Consider the following 17,051-nt stretch of genomic DNA (forward strand, 5'->3'; position numbering starts at 1 on the left):
CCGGCTGCAAGTCGTTGGCGACAGCTGCAGTTTGGATCCTCAACGCTACGCGATCGCGGACTGACCAATCCGCTCCCGGCATGCGTGAGGCTTGACGACTGGTCACGTCGCCTACATGGCAAGCGCCGCCTTCGACGTTGCGCTTCGCCGGCATGTGAGCTCGCCGCGACGGGACATGGCGCGAATGCGGTCCGCGGTGCGACAGGCGATCGCCTGAATCGTCAGGGATGGATTGACACCGCCGACCGTCGGGAAGACCGAGCCGTCGCAGATCCACAGGTTCGGGATATCCCAGCTGCGGCAGTCCGCATCGACGACGCTGCTCCGGGGATCAGCGCCCATGCGCGCGGTGCCGTTGAGATGGCAGGTGTCGTCCTCCTGCGTCCAGATGTCCCTTGCACCCGCCGCCTGCAGCGCACGACTCATGAAGGCGAGCGAATGATCGATCAGCCGCTTGTCGTTGTCGCACCAGGAATAGCTGACGCGCGGGATGCGCAGGCCGTACTGGTCGACCTCGTCGGCCAGCGTGACGCAATTGCGCTCCTGCGGCAGCATCTCGCCGACGATCTTGAGGCCGACGACGTGATTGTAGTTCGCCATCTCCTGGACGAGGCGCGCGCCCCACAGGCCGCGTGCCTGGGCCTGCGTGTTGGCCCATAGCTGCGGCAACGGGCCCTGGCTCATATAGGCGTAGCCGCCGAAGAAGTCCTTGCCCTTGTCCTCATAGTTCCAGTGTTCGGTGATCGCGAGCGAGGGCGGGCCCTTGTAGGACCGGATTTCGTCGTCCATGAGCCCCCAGACAGCCTGGTTGGATTGCGCCATGAGGTTCTTGCCGACCAGGCCTGAGCTGTTGGCGAGCCCGTCCGGGAATTTGTCCGTCGCCGAATTGAGCAGCAGCCGCGGCGTCTCGATCGCATAGCCGGCGACGACGACGTTGCGCGCGCGCTGGAAGTGCCAGCCGCCGTCGCGGTGATAGTGTACCCCGCTGACGAGACCATCGCCGCTCACCTCGATCCGGCCCCCCATCGCGAGATCGCGCACCTCGGCTCCCGCCGCCAGCGCGCGCGGGATCCATGTCACCAATGCGCTCTGCTTGGCATTGGTCGAGCAGCCGGCGACGCAGAAGCCGCGATAGACGCAAGGATGGGAAAGGCCGCGCGGCGCCGAGACGGTGGCGAGCGGCGTCTCGGTCCAGGAGATCCCGAGCGCCTCGCATCCACGGGCGAGCGCGCGCGCTGCGGCGTTCAGCGGGTGCGCGCGATAGGGATAGCGCGGCCGTTTCGGTCCCCACGGATAGGTGATCGGCCCCGAGATCTTCAGCGCCTGCTCGACCTCGGTGTAGTAGCTCCACATTTCGCGCCAGTCGAGCGGCCAGTCGGCACCATAGCCGAGCAGGGTGCGCGACTTGAACCATTCGGGCCGGAACCGCAGCGACACCATGGCGAAGTGAACGGTCGAGCCGCCGACCGCCCTGCCGCTGTTGTTGCTGCCGAGCTGCAGCGGATTGGCGCCGTCGACGATGCGATCGTCGGTCCAGTACAGCTTCGTCTGCTCGGCCTCGTCGGACGCAAAGTCCTCCAGCGGGCGGAAGTAGGGCCCCGCATCGAGCGCGACGACCGAGAAGCCGTATTCGGCCAGCTTGCACGCCAGCGTGCCGCCGCCGGCGCCGGTGCCGACGATGACGAAGTCGACCAGGTCGTCGTTGCCATAACAGCGCATCGGCACCCATCCGCCCGGACGAAAGACGTCAGGGGCGCGGCCGCTGCGGGCGCGCGGCGTTTCGAGCGGATCATCGGACATGGCGGTTGATCCTCTCTGCGTCGGCCTCATGTCCGGGGCTGGCCTCGGCCGCCTCCCAGGGATCGCGCTCGTTGTCGCCGAGACGGACATAGCCGCGCGGGCTGGCCGGGCCGCCCCATCCAATCTCGCTCCAGGCGGTCGGATGCGAGTAGTAGGCCAGCACGATGTCGTGCAGCAGCCGGCGCTTGAAGAAGTCGTCACAGCGCATGTCGCCCCAGTCGGCTGCGGTCAGTTGGCCGGCCTCGGCGCGGTGGAGCAACTGGTCTTGTTGCGCAGTGGACAGATCGACAAATGATCGCTCGAACGCATAGCGGGCCTCGGCGTCGAGCGCGTGCAGTCCGCTCCGCCAGGCATCGCGCTGCCTGGGCATGCCGGCCGGCCGGTAACCGTCGGAGATATTGGTATGAAGCTTGCGGTCCACAAGCGCTGCGACCGGAATGGCGGGGCGCGTGGCCGGTTGAGGAACGATCCGTGCCGCGATCGCCTGGAGAAGGACGAACTCGTCGGTCGAGAAGAACAGCGGTGTCGCCGTGACCGACAGCCGCTCGGCGATCACCTCGCGCGTCTTGTCGTTCCACGACGGCCCGTTGCGCTTTGCCAGCACGTCGTAGCCGGGATAGCGGTTGAGATCAGCCGGTGGATGCGAGCGGTCATGCATCGGGGTGCTCCCTCATCAGCCCGAGCGCGGCAAGGCCCGCGAGCGCGAGGCCGGTGAAGCTCGGCGGCGCAGGCAAGGGCGGACCGGCCAGGATGTTCTGACTCCAATTGCGCCAGCCGCCCATGTTGCGCGACACGCCATAGGCGTGGAAGCCGACGCCCGCGAAACCCATCGCCGTCAGCAGCCACATCCAGGCACGGGTCAATGGATGCGCCCGGTTGTGTCCCGCGTCCTGGCCACGCGACGCAGCGTTGAACAGCAGCGCTGCGCCGAGCGGGGGCAGGGTCACCGGCACCGCCATGAACGGATTGTGGAAGGCGCCGCGGAAGTGCAGCAGCCCGGCTTCGCCCGATGTTCCGAGCAGTCCGGCTGCGGTGACAGCGGCAATGGTGCGGCCGGCGGGCAGGCCGAACACATGCGGCCGCTGCGCCCGGCTGGTGTCGCGCACGCGCTCCGAGCAGAAGCCGAGCAGGCCCGAGAGCAGGATCGCCATCGGGGCGCCGAGCGGCGCGCCATAGAACAGGTTCTGCCAGCTGAAGCCGCCGACCTTCTTGGTCACATTGTAGACGTGAAAGCCGGTGCCGGCGAGCCCTGTCGCGGCCGCCAGCAGATAGCCGCCGTCGCGCAGCCGGTGAGCGATCGGCCGCCGATCGGCTGTGCCATGCACGCTCGTCGCCAGGGTCAGCGCCGACACCAGCAGCGGCGTGTACATCGCCTTGTTCTTGAACGAGCCCCGATAGTGCTCGATGCTGCTGTCGGCGAGCACTGAAGCCGCCAGCATTCCCGCCGCACGGTTGAGCCGGCGCGCCGCGCGCACCGATGCTCTCGGGCGCGGCCGCGCCGCGGGCAGGGTGGCGGATGGCTGCGAGCGGCGCGCCGGCGCCGGGGAGGACTTTAGCATGGCCGTCGCGGCCAGCGCTGAAAGCAGGAGGCCGGTGCCAATCAGGAGATCGCTGTCATTGCTCATTGCGCACTCATGGCATAACGCGCCGCATCGACATGCTTGAAGACGAGGCCGTGGCCGGGCCGGTTCATGTCGGGCCGGATCATGCCGTCCTTCGGCTCGGGCGCGCCGTCGAACAGCATGCGCTCGATGCGAACGTGGTCGTGAAACCATTCGAGATGCCGCAGCCGCGGTGCGGCGCAGGCGACGTGCAGATGCAGCGCCGGCGCGCAATGACCCGAGAGGTCGGTGTGGAAGGCGTCACACAGATCCGCGATCGCAAGGAAGCCGGTGACGCCGCCGCAGCGAGTGATATCGGCCTGTTGCACATCGACGGCGCCGGCCTGCAGCATGGTGCGCACCTGATCGGCCGTGTAGCTGTATTCGCCGGCGGCGACATCCATGCCGGCGGGAACGTGGCCGCGGACGAAGCGGAGACCCGGCAGATCGTCCGATGACACCGGCTCCTCGAACCAGCTGACGCCGAACTCGGAGAGTGACTGCGCGAGGCCGACCGCCTGCTTGGCGCTGTAGGCACCATTGGCGTCGACGAACAATTCGGCCCGCGCGCCGATCGCTGTCCGTGCCACCTCGACGCGATGCGGATCGCGCGCGGGCTGCGATCCGACCTTCATCTTGACGTAGGCGCAGCCTTCCTCGGCGACCCAGCCGGCGAGCTGCCGACGCAGCTCGTCATCCGTGTAGCTGGTGAAGCCGCCGCTGCCATAGATCGGCACCGCATCCCTACGACTGCCGAGCAGAGCGGCGAGCGGCAGATCCAGAAGCCGCGCCTTCAGATCGTACAGGGCGGTGTCGACGGCCGAGATCGCGGTGGCCGCGAGGCCCTGGCGTCCGAGATTGCGGATCGCCCGCTGCATCGCGCTCCAGGCGCGCTCCGGGGTGAGTGCATGGCCGCCTTTCACCAGCGGCGCCAGGGTCTCCGTGATCAGGCGGACAATGCACCCGTGGGAATAGGTGTAGCCGATGCCGGTCTTGCCTCGCGCTGACGCTTCGACCAGCACGAGCGTCGTCGAGGTCCAGCTGATCGTTCCGTCCGCTTCCGGCCGGTCAGTCGGAATCTCGAACGCGCTGGCCCGTACGCTTTCGATCGGGACAGTCGCAAGCATCAGTCTTTCCCCGGCAGGATGCTGGTGACGAGCTCCTTGGCGCTGTTCTTCAGCACGCTGCCGAGCTCCGGCTCCGACGGAATCATGCTGATGAAGTTCTTGGCGTCCTTCAGCGTGATGTGCGGCGGCAATGGCGGCACGTTGGGATCGGTATAGGCTTCGAGGATCACCGGACGATCTGCGGCGAGCGCCTCGTCCCACGCGGCGCCGACCTGGTCGGGATCGTCGACGAAGATGCCCTTCAGTCCAACCAACTCGGCGTAACGGTGATAGGAGAAATCCGGGATGCTCTGGGTGGAGAGCGTTTTGCCGGTGCCGAGCTGGATGCGCTCCTCCCAGGTGACCTGGTTGAGATCGCGGTTGTTGAGCACCAGCACGATGAGCCGCGGGTTGCTCCACTCGCGCCAATATTTGCCGATCGTGATCATCACGTTCAGGCCGTTCATCTGCATCGCGCCATCGCCCATGCAGGCGATCACCGTGCGTTCGGGATAGGCCATCTTGGCCGCGACCGCGTAGGGCGTGCCGGCGCCGAGCGAGGCTAGGCCTCCCGACAGCGACGCCTTCATGCCGCGCCGCATCTTCAGGTCGCGCGCGTACCAGTTGGCGGCCGAGCCTGAATCGGCGGTGATGATGGCGTTGTCCGGCAGTCGCGGTGACAATTCCCAGAACACGCGCTGCGGATTGAGCGGATCGGCTGAATCCATCGCGCGGCGTTCCAAGGTGCTCCACCAGTCGTGCACGCCTTGCTCGATCTCGCGGCGCCAGCCGTCCTGCTGCTTCTGCTCCAGCAGCGGCAGCAGGGCGCGCAAGGTGGCGGCGCTGTCGCCGACGAGGTTGACCTCCATCGGATAGCGCAGGCTCAACCGCGTGCCGTCGATGTCGATCTGCACGCCGCGCGCATCACCAGGTTTCGGCAGGAACTCGCTGTAAGGAAAGGCGGAGCCCACCATCAGGAACGTGTCGCAGCCCTTCATCATGTCCCAGCTCGGCCTGGTGCCGAGCAGGCCGATCGATCCGGTGACGAACGGAAGATCGTCCGGCACGGCAGCCTTGCCGAGCAGGGCCTTCGCGACGCCTGCCTGTAGCCGTTCGGCGACGGCGATGACCTCGTCGGTGGCCTCGAGCGCACCCGCGCCGATCAGCATGCCGACCTTGCGGCCGCTGTTCAGCACATCGGCGGCGGTGCGGAGCTGCGATGCCTGTGGAACCTGCGCCGGTCCGGCGTAGCCGAGCCCGGTATGGGTCGTGCCATGGGCGAGCGGCGGATCCTTGTAGTCGAGCTCCTGAACATCTTTCGGCAGGATGATGCAGGTCACCGCGCGCCTTGTGTGGGCGATGCGAACCGCGCGATCGACGAGATGGCGGACCTGTTCCGGCAGCGTCGCCTGTTCGACATATTCGCAGACATCCTTGAACAGCGTCTTGAGATCGACCTCCTGCTGATAGCTCGCGCCGATCGAGGCACGTGCCGCTTGGCCGACAAGCGCCACGACGGGCACGTGGTCCATCTTCGCGTCGTAGAGCCCGTTCAGGAGATGGATGGCGCCGGGGCCCGACGTCGCATAGCAGAGTCCGACCTGACCGGTGAACTTCGCGTGCGCCGACGCCATGAACGCCGCCATCTCCTCGTGCCGGACCTGTACGTAGGCCATGACGTCGCTCGCCTTGTCGAGCGCGACGTCCAAGCCGCCGACACCGTCGCCGGGATAGCCATAGACACGCTTGAGACCCCATTCGGACAGGCGATGCCAAACGAATTCGCTGACGTTCATGGACGTGGTCCTCGATGGATGTGCGGGGGGAGCGGCGCTGCTGTCCATCAAACGTGGCGTGTCGGCGAACGTTGCTGGCTTAACGAGAATTCATGTTGGACTAACAAGGAGTGGTGTTCCGGCCGGCCGTAGGGAGAACGTGCACGGATCACGCGGCCGTGCTTCGGCAAGGCGTGGGCAGGCGCGAACGCGTGCAGCAGGTGCAACGTTGACAGCGTCTGTTACCGATAACATAATCGCTGCAACAAGGTTGACAGGAAGAGGAAACAAAGGTGGCGGTCGCGTTGTTCGATCTGGCAGGGCGCCGCGCCCTTGTGACCGGATCTTCCCAGGGGATTGGTCTGGCGCTCGCGCGTGGACTTGCCGAGGCCGGCGCGGAGGTCGTGCTCAACGGGCGCGACGAGGCGAAGCTTGCCTCCGCCGCGGCGTCGATCAAGGGATCGCGTGTCCTCGCGTTCGACGTCACCGACCACGCGGCCTCGCGTGCTGCGGTCGATCGCTTCGAGGCCGAAATTGGGCCGATCGACATTCTCGTCAACAATGCCGGCATGCAGCATCGCGCGCCGCTGGAGGATTTTCCCGAGGAGGCGTTTCAGCGCCTGCTGCAGACCAACATTGCCTCGGTATTCAACGTCGGCCAGGCCTGCGCGCGGCACATGATCGCAAGGCACGCCGGGAAGATCATCAACATCGCCTCGGTGCAGACCTCGCTGGCGCGTCCATCGATCGCGCCGTACACCGCGACCAAGGGCGCGGTCGGCAATCTCACCAAGGGCATGGCGACGGACTGGGCCAAGCACGGCCTGCAGGTCAACGCCATCGCTCCCGGCTATTTCGTCACGCCGCTGAATGCCGCGCTCGTGGCGGATCCCGCGTTCTCGGCGTGGCTCGAAAAGCGCACGCCGGCAGGACGCTGGGGCAAGGTCGAGGAACTCGTCGGCGCCTGCATCTTCCTGGCCTCGGCCGCATCGTCCTTCGTCAACGGCCACGTGCTCTATGTCGATGGCGGCATCACCGCCTCGCTCTGACGTCGACCGATCCACCCCTGTTGCCTGCGGAGTGCCGAAGTGAGTCGTGTCGTCGCATTGATCGGCGCTGGTGCCATGGGGGGAGCGATCGGTGCGCGGCTCGCGCAAACCGGGACGCGACTCGTCGTGTTCGATCTCGATCCCGCGAAGGTCGCAGTGCTCGTTGCGCTCGGCGCGACAGCCGCCGCCTCGGCGGCGAAGGCTGCGGCGGACGCCGATGCCGTCATTCTCAGCCTGAACTCGCCCAAGATCGTGCGCGCGGCGGTGTTCGGTCCCGACGGCGTCGCCGCGGGCGCGCGCAAGGGCACTGTCATCATCGACATGTCCTCGATCGATCCCGAGGCCACGCGCGAGCTCGCTGCCGATGCCGCAGCAGCCGGGCTGCGCTGGGTCGACAGCCCGCTGTCCGGCGGCGCGCCGAAGGCTGCGATCGGGCAGTTGACCTGCATGGCCGGCGGCGAGGCTGCCGATGTCGCCGAGGCGCGCGCGGTGCTGGCCGAGGTCGCCTCGAACTACACCCATATGGGGCCGAGCGGGGCGGGGCAGGTCACCAAGCTGATCAACCAGGTGCTGTGCGGCCTCAACTTCATGGCGGTGGCCGAGGCGACGGCGCTGGCGCAGGCGGCAGGCGTCGATGCTGCGAAAATCCCTCAGGCGTTGCGCGGCGGGCGGGCCGACAGCGCGATCCTGCAGGAATATATGCCGCGCTTCGTGGATCGCGACTATCGCCCGACGGGGCGCATCGACAACATGGTCAAGGACCTCAACGGCGCGCAGGACCTGGCGCGGCAGACCGGCATCGCGATGCCGATGACCGCTGTTTGCGCCGAGATCCATCGGCTGCTGACGGCCGTGGGACTCGGCGCGATGGATCAGGCGGCGCTGATGGAATATTGGGCTACGCGCGCGCCGGCGGAATGATCTCGCGTTGCTCGTGTCAGGTCATCCCGTGTCAGGTTGTCCCATGCGCGTTGACGAAGATCGAATAGAGCGACGTCTGCGCGGTGATGTAGAGCCGGTTGCGCTTCGGGCCGCCGAAGGTGACGTTGGCGACGATCTCCGGCACCGGAATGCGTCCGATCAGGGCGCCGTCGGGCGCGTAGATCGCGACCGCATCGCCGGTCGACGTCCAGATGTTGCCGTTGCGATCGACGCGGAAGCCGTCGAAGAAGCCGGCCGGTGAGGTCGCGAACACGCGGCCGTTGCCGACCTCCGCGCCTCCGGCTGCCACGTCGTAGGCGCGGATGACCGCGGGCAGGCCAGGCACGTGGGTCGCGCCGGTGTCTGCGACATACAGCAGGCGCTCGTCGGGTGAGAACGCCAGACCGTTCGGCTTGACCATGTCGGTGACGACGGCCGCGACCGCGCCGCTCGCCGGATCGAAGCGATACACGTTGCTGGCGCCGATCTCGCTGGTCGCCGCGTGGCCCTCATAGGCGGTGTCGATGCCGTAGGTCGGATCGGAGAACCAGATCGTGCCGTCCGACTTGACCACGGCATCGTTGGGCGAGTTGAACTTCTTGCCGTCGACGCGGTCGACCAGCCCGGTCCAGCTGCCGTCATGCTCCAGCCGCGAGATGCGCCGGCCGCCGTGCTCGCACGCGATCACGCGGCCGAGCGCGTCCCTTGTGTGGCCGTTGTGATAGCCGCAGGGGGTCTCGAACACCGAGACCGAGCCATCGGTCTCGTCGAAGCGCATCAGACGGTCGTTGGGAATGTCCGACCACAGCAGCGATTTGGCGGCGGGCACATAGACGGGGCCCTCGGCCCAGCGGCAGCCGGTCCAGAGTTTTTCCAGCTTGGCGTGTCCGATGATCAGGGCATTGAAGCGCGGGTCGCGGATGTCATAGGTGCTCACGGCGAATGTCTCCGGCGGCTGATATGCGGTCAGTCGGTGGGCAGTGGGAAGTCGTCGGCCTTGAACACGGTGTGGAAGATCGAGCCCTCGAACATCTCCATCAGCCCGCCCGTCACCTCGCGGCTCTCCGCGCGCACTGGGGAGGCCAGTGCCTGCTCGATGGCCGCGTGCGAAGGATAGCGGATCGCCAGCACCATTTCATAGCGCTGCGCGTCGCTGTCGCTGTCCTCCTGGCGTAGCACGCGAACCTCCTCGGCCCCGGGAAACCGCGTCCACAGCGGCACCAGTTTTTCGCGGACATAGGCGGTGAACTCAGCTTCCCGTCCGGGCTTTACGCGGCCATTGAAGAAAGCGCAACGGATGTACATCGGCATTTGCTCGTCGGTGTGAGAAAAACAAGATCGGCGGCCGGCCTGGTGCCGGCCGCCGAGGGAGCGCAAGAGACGTGTTACTCCAGCCCCCAGACCTTCTTGTAGGCGTTGCGATAGCCGTTGCCGGGGTCGAAAGTGTTGGTCGGGCCGCCGTCGAACTCGACATTGGCCTTGGTCACGACATGGAGCGGCGAGACGTAGCCGGACCACTTCTCGCCGGCCACGGCGCGGTTCAGCTCGTCGACCAGCTGCCAGCCCTGCAGGTTGAGCGGCTCGGCGACGGTCACGGCCTGGTAGGAGCCGGAGCGGATGCGCTGGTAGGCGCTCTCGGAGCCGTCGCCGGCGGCGACGTTGACCGGCGCGCCGGTGCCCTTGATGCCGGCAGCGGCGAGTGAGGGCGTCATGAAGTCATAGTAGAGGTCGTTGATCGCCAGCGAATGCGTCCACGCGGCGCCGTGCTTCTGCAGTAGCGAGGTGGTGAGCTGCGGCATGCGCGTCGAGGTCTCGGCAATCGGGGTGTCGACCCATTCGAGCACCTTGCCGCCGAGGCCCTCGATGACCTCCTTCATCTTCTTGGCCTTGGCGATCGCGATCTCATAGGTCGAGTCGGTGAAGATGATCACGCCCGGCTTGCCATTGGCGTCGACGAAGGCCCAGTTGGCGGCGGCGGTGGAGACGGCCATCGGATCGGTGGTGACGTTGGCGAACACGCCGGCCTCGGCCACCGGGCCGATGACAGGCGCGGCATGCCAGGACACCATCGGGATCTTCGCGGCCTTGGCGGCCTCCATGCCCGGCTTCTGCTCGACCGCGTCGAAGCCGCAGATCACGAGCCCGTCGGGCTTCAAGGTCATCGCCTGGCCGAATGCCGCGGTGCGGCCGGACACCGAGCCGGCGCCGTCGAGCGTGCGCACGGTCCAGCCGGCGGCCTTGGCAGCTTCCTCAATGCCCTTGGTGACGCCGAGCACGCCGCCGTTCTTCATGTCGGACGCAAGCACGACGATGGTCTTGCCCTTGGCGATCTTCGGACCCGTGGTCGGTCCATCCCATTTGTCGACCTTGGTGGCGTATTTGTCGACGAAGGCTTTGGCGTCCGCGAGCGGATCGGCGTGGACGGCGGTCAGGCCGAATGCGAGGCCGGCGGCGATGGCGCCGGTTCGTAGCAAGGCTTGCAACATGGACGTTCTCCCTGGTGTGATGCTGGTCCGGTTTGTGATCGGACCTTGTTGTCGTGGCCGGCTCATCGCCGGTCACGTCATCCGTCGTGAACTCAATTCTTCGCTTCGGGCGCTCCCATCGGCAGCTTGGCGACCGCGCCGCGCTTGCGCTGGGCATAGCCGGCCATGCCGATCGCCGCGAGCAGCGTGACGCCGTTGAACAGCGGCTCGACCCAGAACGAGCCGCCGAACTGCTGGATGCCGGCGATGCCGACCGCGAGCACGGCGACGCCGATGATGGTGCCCCAGACGTTGACGCGGCCGGGCTTGATCGTGGTCGAGCCGAGGAAGGCGCCCACCAGCGCCGGCAGCAGATATTCGAGGCCGACGCTGGCTTGGCCGATGCGCAGCTTCGAGGCGAGCAGCACGCCGGTGACGGCCGTCAGCGCGCCCGAGGTCATGAAGGCGCCGACGGTGAAGCGCTGCACCGGAATGCCGTTCAGCGCCGCCGTCTTGGGATTGGCGCCGATCGCATAGATGTAGCGGCCGAGCGGCAGATATTCGAACACCAGCCACATCGCCAGCGCCAGCGCGAGCACGTAGAAGCCGGTGATCGGCAGGCCGACAATCATCTGGCCGTTGAGCGCGAGAAAACCCTCCGGCAGCATCGCCACGACCTGGCGGCCGCCGGTGTGCCACAGCGCCAGCGCATAGAGCACCGTGCCGGTGCCGAGCGTCGCGATGAAGCTGTCGATGCGGGCGACTTCGACCAGGAGGCCGTTGAGCAGGCCGGTGAAGGCGCCGAGGGCGATGACGATCAGCACGGCGACGGGCCAGGGCAGGCCGAGCGAGGTCTGCAGGCTGATGACGAGGATGTGCCAGAGCACGATGCCGTAGCCGACCGTGAGGTCGATCTTGCCGGCAGCCATCGGGATCATCGCCGCCAGCGACAGCATGGCGATGATCGACTTGTCGGAGACGATCGAGCGCAGGTTGAGCAGGGTCGGGAAGGTATTGGGCAGCAGGATCGAGAACAGCACGATCAATGCGACGGTGATGATCGGCAGCCCGTAGACCGGCAGCAGCCGCGAGATCTTCTGCGGCAGCGAGGCGCCGGCGAGATCCGCGCGCGTCGGCTCCAGCGCATTCGACTCGATCGAGTTCATTCCCATCACGTTCCTCCCGGCCGACTTTCGTCGCCGCTCGACTTGTCCTTACGCAGCCTCGGAAGCCGAAGCCGCGGTGATCAGCGCTTCCGTCGTCAGCGCGTCCCCTGAGATCTCGGCGATGATCCGGCCGCGGTTGAACACCAGGGCGCGGTGGCAGATGTGTGCGACCTCCTCGAAATCGGTGGAGACCACGACGACGGCGAGGCCGGCGGTGATGGCGCGCGCGATCAGCCGGTAGATCTCGGCCTTGGCGCCGACATCGACGCCGGCTGTCGGATCCTCGGCGACCAGCAGCTTGCGGCCGGTCGCCAGCCAGCGTCCGACCACGACCTTCTGCTGATTGCCGCCCGACAGGCCTTCGATCGCGAGATGCGGGTCATTCGGCCGCAGCCCGACCTGCGCGCCGAGCTGGACCGCATCCTCGGCCTCGCGCCGCGGCGCGCGCACGTCGAACAGGCCGCGCCCGCAGGCGCCGGGATTGAGGAACGCATTCTCGCGGATCGACAGTGAGGCGGCGATCGACTCCTCGGTGCGGTCGCGGGCGACGAGGCCGATGCCGCTGGCCATCGCCGCGACCGGACTGGACAGATCGGGCGCCGTGCCATCGATGCTGATCTCGCCGCGATGCGCCACCGCGCCGAACAGCGCGCGGCCGACATCCTCCTGGCCGGCGCCACGCAGGCCGACGAGGCCGAGCAGCTCGCCCTCGCGCACGTCGAAATCCACCGGGCCTGCCTTGGGCGTGATGAGGTTGCGCACCGTCACGCGCGTCTTGCCGGACTGGGAGGCGGCCTTCTCGAACATGTCGACCAGCGGGCGGCCGACGATCAGCCGCACCAGCTCTTCCGGTGAGGTCGCGGCGATCGCCGTCTCGCCGACCAGCTCGCCGTCGCGCAGCACGACGACGCGGTCGGCGATGCGGAAGATCTCGTCGAGCCGGTGCGACACGTAGATCATGCCGACGCCCTGCTGGCGCAGTCGTCGCAGCGCGGCAAACAGCCGCTCGACCTCGTCGGCGGGCAGGCTGGCGGTGGGCTCGTCGAGCACCAGGAAGTCGCAATTGACGACCAGCGCGCGCGCGATCGCGACCAGCGATTTCTCGGTGCGCGACAGGCTGGAGACCCGCGTCGACGGATCGATGTCGCAGCCGACCAGCGCCAGCGCCTTGGTCGCCCGCGCCTCGGCCGCGCGCCAGTCGATCAGGCCGAACGGGGCCTTGCGCGGAAAGCCCTGCGCGAGGCCGACATTCTCGGCGACGCTCATCCATTCGATCAGCCCGAGATCCTGGTGGATGAAGGCGACGGGTTGATGGTCGCCGCTGCGGCCGCCGGGTGAGTGTTGATAAGGGCTGCCTGCGATGGTCACCGCGCCGGCATCGGGGCGGTGAATGCCGCCGAGCACCTTGATGAGGGTGGATTTGCCGGCGCCGTTCTCGCCGAGCAGCGCGACGATCTCGCCGCGGCCGACGTCGAAGCTGACGCCCTTGAGCGCCCGGGTGCCGCCGAACGACTTGACGATCCCATCGAAGCGCAGAGCACCCGACGCCATCCCTCATCCTCCCGGCCGGCTCGCGCCGATGGCTGCGTGATTCCGCAACCGCTTGATCTTTGTTATCGATAACATCGTAGCGGGTGTCCAGTTGCTGTCAAGCCATCGGAGGTCAGGTGCTTTCGCGCTCGATCACCTCGAACGGAACGATCAAGGTTGCAGGGCTCGAGGATCGCTGGCGCTGCACATCATCGAGCGCGCCGAGCAGGATGCGGCCGGCCTCGAGGCCGATGTTGCGGCAATCCACCGCGACGGTGGTGATCCGCGGCCAGGACCAGCGCGACACCTCGAAATCGCCAAAACCGGCGATCGCGATCCGGCCGGGGACGGCCCAGCCGCGGCGGTGGCACTCCATGATCGCGCCAAACGCCGAAAGGTCGGAGACGCACACCGCGCAGTCGACATCCGGCCATTGCTGGATCAGATGCACGATCGCCTGGCCGCCTTGCTCCATCGAGATCGGCGGATTGCCGAACGAGATCGTGCGACCCGCGGGCAGGCCGAGCTCCTCGACAGCCCTGACATAGCCGAGCCTGCGATCCGCGCCACGGGTGTCGCGCCGGCTGGCACCGCCGATGAAACCGATGTTGCGATAGCCCTTCTGATAGAGGCGATGGACGAGGGCGCGCGACGCCTCGGCATTGGAGAAGCCGACCACGTGATCGATCGGATTCTCGGGCAAATCCCAGGTTTCCACGACGGGGATGCCGGCGGATTGCAGCATCCGCCGCGCCTTCGGCGTATGCCGTCCATCGGTGACGATGATGCCGTCGGGACGGCGCGTCAGCATCGCCTGGACGAGCTGCTCCTCCTTCTCCATGTCGTAGTCGGTATAGCCGAGCAGCATCTGCAGGCCCTGGCTCTCGACGACCTCGGTGATGCCGCGGGCGGTGTCGGAGAAGTTGGAGTTGTTGATCGAGGGCACCAGCACGGCGACGAAGCCGGTCCGCTTCGACGACAAGGCGCCGGCCGAGAGGTCGAGCACGTAGCCGAGCTCGTCGACGGCGGCGAGGATCCTGCGCCGCGTCTCCTCGGAGACCGCGCCGTCGCTCTTCAGCGCGCGGGAGACCGTCATCGCCGACACACCGGCCCGCGCGGCCACCTCCGCCATGGTCGCTGGCCGCTTCGGGCTGGTCCTGGTCGTCGGCCGGGGCGGCTTCATCTCGTGCGGTCATCTCCTGTACGTGCGCAGCCTCATCGGGCGGCCCGAAGCTGGCGGGAGCGAGAGGATACATCGCTTACGATATCGATAACAACCGGGAATGGGCCGGCGGCGAGGTGGGCCCTCGCCACATTCCGCTGTCGTCCCTGCGAACGCAGGGATCCATAACCGCCGGCTTCGCTGGGACGATGATTGAGAGCCGTGCTTCCCCGAGAGCGTCCGCGGTATGGGTCCCTGCGTTCGCAGGGACGACAGCTGAGAATGCCGCAACGGTGCCCGAACGTCCTGATTGTAAGAGAGAAGGGGGCGCGGGCCATCTGGAAGAGGGACCATCTGGAAACAGCGTCCGTCTGGACACGCGTCCTCGCCATCTCGCGGCGCATCGGCGTCCGAGTTCTGCAGGTGGGCCGCCCTTTCAAGAGAGAGGGCGCGGGGAATGCCGGGCGCTGGCCGCACCCATGGCCCGCCTGCGAAAAAAATGCAGGCGGCAGGAACCACAGGTTCAGCCGAGACATCCCGGCATTCCCCGCGCGATGGTTTTCACGCTTATGGCGCGCTCTCCCCGGTGTCCGGCTTGTTAGCCACCGTCATCGGCGGGATCATCATCACCCGCCAATTTGGCGCCAGCCTCGGGGCGCCAGGACCACGCGTCTTCACGTCCGCAAGCTGCCGTTCGTCGGCGAGCCCTTCAGCCCGCTGCAGCAAACTCGCGGCCACCGCATCGCCGGCCCCACGTCTCGTGACGATCGCGAAGCGCCCCTCTCGCGGGCCGGGATGCCGCAAGACAATCATGAATTCGGAAAAATTGAAAGTGATTTATTTTTTCCGGAAGGACTGGACAGGCCAGATCGGCTTGAGGCGGCCGGTAAGCTTGCTGATTGACTTCCACTTCACAACTGCTACAAATTGTAGCACATCTTCCCGAATAGCCCGATGTCATGCTTTGCTGCCAAACAGGTGTCGGATGGTTCAATCTCATTTCGTGCAATTCCCTGGGCCTTTGACGTTGCATGCGAGCCGATCAAGGTTTCTGAGGCTGTTTGGAGTTTCTGCGTTATTCGTGGCCATTGGCACGGGCCTGCTGGTTCATGATGGCAGCAACGCAAAGATATGGTTCAGTCTTTTGTTCTTCGCACTTTGCGCGCTTGTCTTCGCAACAAATCTTCTTCCGGGTTCGGCATCCTTGACGCTAGACGCGGACGGCTTCCGAGTGAAGCAATTCTACTTTGTTCGAAAGTCTCGCTGGGAGAGCGTGACAAACATTCATGCCGGATATCTGCTGGGTGCCGGTTATCTGCCGGGCTTGCGCACAAAGGTCGTTCGATACATTGACACGCAATGGAGCGGTTGGAGACTTGCGCGATGGGAGACCGCGAAGCTTGGTTACAATGCAGCGCTCCCGGACATATACGGCATGTCCGCCGATGAACTGGCAGCACTGATGATGCAATGGCGCAATCGGCTGCTGGGTCCGGCTCCAACAGAGTGAGTCAGTCCGTGATTGGCCTATGCCAGACCTTTGCGGTCTGAACGGGAGATGTCCGCTTTCGGGGTTCAACCAGAAGCAAGCCATCGGAGTGCCGGAAGTCTGCTTTTGACCCGAAGCGGACGTGTGTGCGGATCCTCTATTGACCAGAAATTGTCCTACGGCTCATATGCGAGTCGAGGAGACAGCGAATGGTCTACAGGTTCGATCCGACTTGGTTCAACGGCACCATCTTTAAATTGGGCGACTACGAGATGGGCGAAGACTGGATGGATTTCAGAATCGAGAATCGGCCAATTCCCGCTTCTCAATTCCCCCGATCGCTTATTGTAGAAAGAGCAAAGGGCCCGTTGCCAGACCTCTTTCATGCATCGCGCGGCATTGTCGTCGTATCCGAGCAAGCACGGACGATTTTTGACAAAAGCGCTCCTGGACAAGTGGAATTTATTCCTGTTGACATTCGGAAAGCGCGGACTAGTTGGGTCAACCCCTTGCTTGATGTTTACTATTCAATGCGGGAGTTTGGTCGGGCCGTACTAGCAAGCTTCGCGCCGGATCGAGCCACGTTCTATCCCGTAGGTGTTGAAGCTAAGCAACGAATTTCTTTGCGGCTCAATCACAGGCGGAACTACTATTTCATCAACGTTCTCGGCCGCACCCAGCGGTTGCTTTGGCTGGAATCACCAACGCGCGAATTTCCGGCGAGAGAAGACGGTACGGTGCCTATCGGTCTGCAACATGATTTCGAGCAATGGAAGCTACGCTGGCGTACCGCCAGCGAACCCTTGATCTGGCATGACACGCCCTGGGTTGTAGACAATAAAAGGTACAGCCACCAATCGGAGGTTTTCATCGAGGACGCACTCTGGCAAGAGCTTGACTCAAAATTCCCCGGCCAAATGAACGCACAGCGGGTGGGTGGGGAACGATCGTGAATCTGCACGAACGGAGGTCTGCTTTTGGCCCTTC

15 protein-coding genes are annotated in these 17,051 nt (G+C 65.8%); 4 read left to right on the plus strand and 11 right to left on the minus strand.

Translation table 11 applies throughout. The features are described 5' to 3' along the window. Positions 1–111 precede the first annotated feature (111 nt). Genes ACQR1I_RS33810 through ACQR1I_RS33830 form a run of 5 tightly spaced genes read right to left on the minus strand, consistent with a single transcriptional unit; the run spans position 112 to position 6,303 of the window. On the minus strand, positions 112–1,800 hold the full coding sequence (locus tag ACQR1I_RS33810) for a GMC family oxidoreductase (RefSeq protein ID WP_434869823.1): 1,689 nt from the start codon (positions 1,798–1,800) through the stop codon (positions 112–114). Beyond that, positions 1,790–2,458, minus strand: coding sequence for a gluconate 2-dehydrogenase subunit 3 family protein (locus tag ACQR1I_RS33815; protein ID WP_434869824.1), 669 nt, complete (start codon positions 2,456–2,458; stop codon positions 1,790–1,792). The genes ACQR1I_RS33810 and ACQR1I_RS33815 overlap by 11 nt, the downstream gene beginning before the upstream one ends. Beyond that, positions 2,451–3,425 (minus strand): hypothetical protein, encoded by a 975-nt coding sequence (locus ACQR1I_RS33820; protein WP_434869825.1) that lies wholly within the window; start codon positions 3,423–3,425, stop codon positions 2,451–2,453. The genes ACQR1I_RS33815 and ACQR1I_RS33820 overlap by 8 nt, the downstream gene beginning before the upstream one ends. Beyond that, positions 3,422–4,528: an enolase C-terminal domain-like protein gene (locus ACQR1I_RS33825; RefSeq protein WP_434869826.1), complete on the minus strand. Its 1,107-nt coding sequence runs from the start codon at positions 4,526–4,528 to the stop codon at positions 3,422–3,424. The genes ACQR1I_RS33820 and ACQR1I_RS33825 overlap by 4 nt, the downstream gene beginning before the upstream one ends. Further along, a complete protein-coding gene (locus tag ACQR1I_RS33830) occupies positions 4,528–6,303 on the minus strand; it encodes a thiamine pyrophosphate-requiring protein (protein WP_434869827.1) in 1,776 nt (591 codons plus the stop codon). The genes ACQR1I_RS33825 and ACQR1I_RS33830 overlap by 1 nt, the downstream gene beginning before the upstream one ends. Before the next feature lie 272 nt (positions 6,304–6,575). On the opposite strand from ACQR1I_RS33830, the gene ACQR1I_RS33835 reads away from it, so the two are divergent. Together ACQR1I_RS33835 and ACQR1I_RS33840 are read left to right on the plus strand one after the other, a co-directional pair. Next, a complete protein-coding gene (locus ACQR1I_RS33835) occupies positions 6,576–7,331 on the plus strand; it encodes an SDR family oxidoreductase (protein WP_434869828.1) in 756 nt (251 codons plus the stop codon). A gap of 39 nt (positions 7,332–7,370) precedes the next feature. Then, the gene (locus ACQR1I_RS33840; RefSeq protein ID WP_434869829.1) at positions 7,371–8,252 is read left to right on the plus strand and encodes an NAD(P)-dependent oxidoreductase; all 882 of its coding nucleotides are present in this window, start codon (positions 7,371–7,373) and stop codon (positions 8,250–8,252) included. Positions 8,253–8,283: 31 nt separating this feature from the next. Here ACQR1I_RS33840 and ACQR1I_RS33845 read toward each other — a convergent pair whose 3' ends face one another. From ACQR1I_RS33845 to ACQR1I_RS33870, 6 genes are all read right to left on the minus strand, one after another. Continuing rightward, on the minus strand, positions 8,284–9,189 hold the full coding sequence (locus ACQR1I_RS33845; RefSeq protein WP_434869830.1) for an SMP-30/gluconolactonase/LRE family protein: 906 nt from the start codon (positions 9,187–9,189) through the stop codon (positions 8,284–8,286). Between the two features lie 29 nt (positions 9,190–9,218). Beyond that, a complete protein-coding gene (locus ACQR1I_RS33850; protein ID WP_434869952.1) occupies positions 9,219–9,557 on the minus strand; it encodes a hypothetical protein in 339 nt (112 codons plus the stop codon). Between the two features lie 80 nt (positions 9,558–9,637). Further along, positions 9,638–10,738 (minus strand): ABC transporter substrate-binding protein, encoded by a 1,101-nt coding sequence (locus ACQR1I_RS33855; RefSeq protein ID WP_434869831.1) that lies wholly within the window; start codon positions 10,736–10,738, stop codon positions 9,638–9,640. Between the two features lie 92 nt (positions 10,739–10,830). After that, positions 10,831–11,883, minus strand: a complete 1,053-nt coding sequence (locus ACQR1I_RS33860) for an ABC transporter permease (protein WP_434869953.1) — start codon at positions 11,881–11,883, stop codon at positions 10,831–10,833. A gap of 48 nt (positions 11,884–11,931) precedes the next feature. Then, entirely contained in the window at positions 11,932–13,434 is a 1,503-nt protein-coding gene (locus ACQR1I_RS33865; RefSeq protein ID WP_434869832.1) for a sugar ABC transporter ATP-binding protein, read from the minus strand. 112 nt (positions 13,435–13,546) lie between these two features. Then, entirely contained in the window at positions 13,547–14,545 is a 999-nt protein-coding gene (locus tag ACQR1I_RS33870; protein WP_434869954.1) for a LacI family DNA-binding transcriptional regulator, read from the minus strand. Between the two features lie 487 nt (positions 14,546–15,032). Here ACQR1I_RS33870 and ACQR1I_RS33875 point away from each other — a divergent pair, with 487 nt between their 5' ends. Continuing rightward, positions 15,033–16,085: a hypothetical protein gene (locus ACQR1I_RS33875; RefSeq protein WP_434869833.1), complete on the plus strand. Its 1,053-nt coding sequence runs from the start codon at positions 15,033–15,035 to the stop codon at positions 16,083–16,085. Between the two features lie 188 nt (positions 16,086–16,273). Further along, positions 16,274–17,017 (plus strand): imm11 family protein, encoded by a 744-nt coding sequence (locus tag ACQR1I_RS33880; RefSeq protein WP_434869834.1) that lies wholly within the window; start codon positions 16,274–16,276, stop codon positions 17,015–17,017. Positions 17,018–17,051 lie beyond the last annotated feature (34 nt).

It is taken from the genome of Bradyrhizobium sp. HKCCYLS2038, from assembly GCF_051167655.1.
In the GTDB taxonomy this organism is placed as follows: Bacteria; Pseudomonadota; Alphaproteobacteria; order Rhizobiales; family Xanthobacteraceae; genus Bradyrhizobium.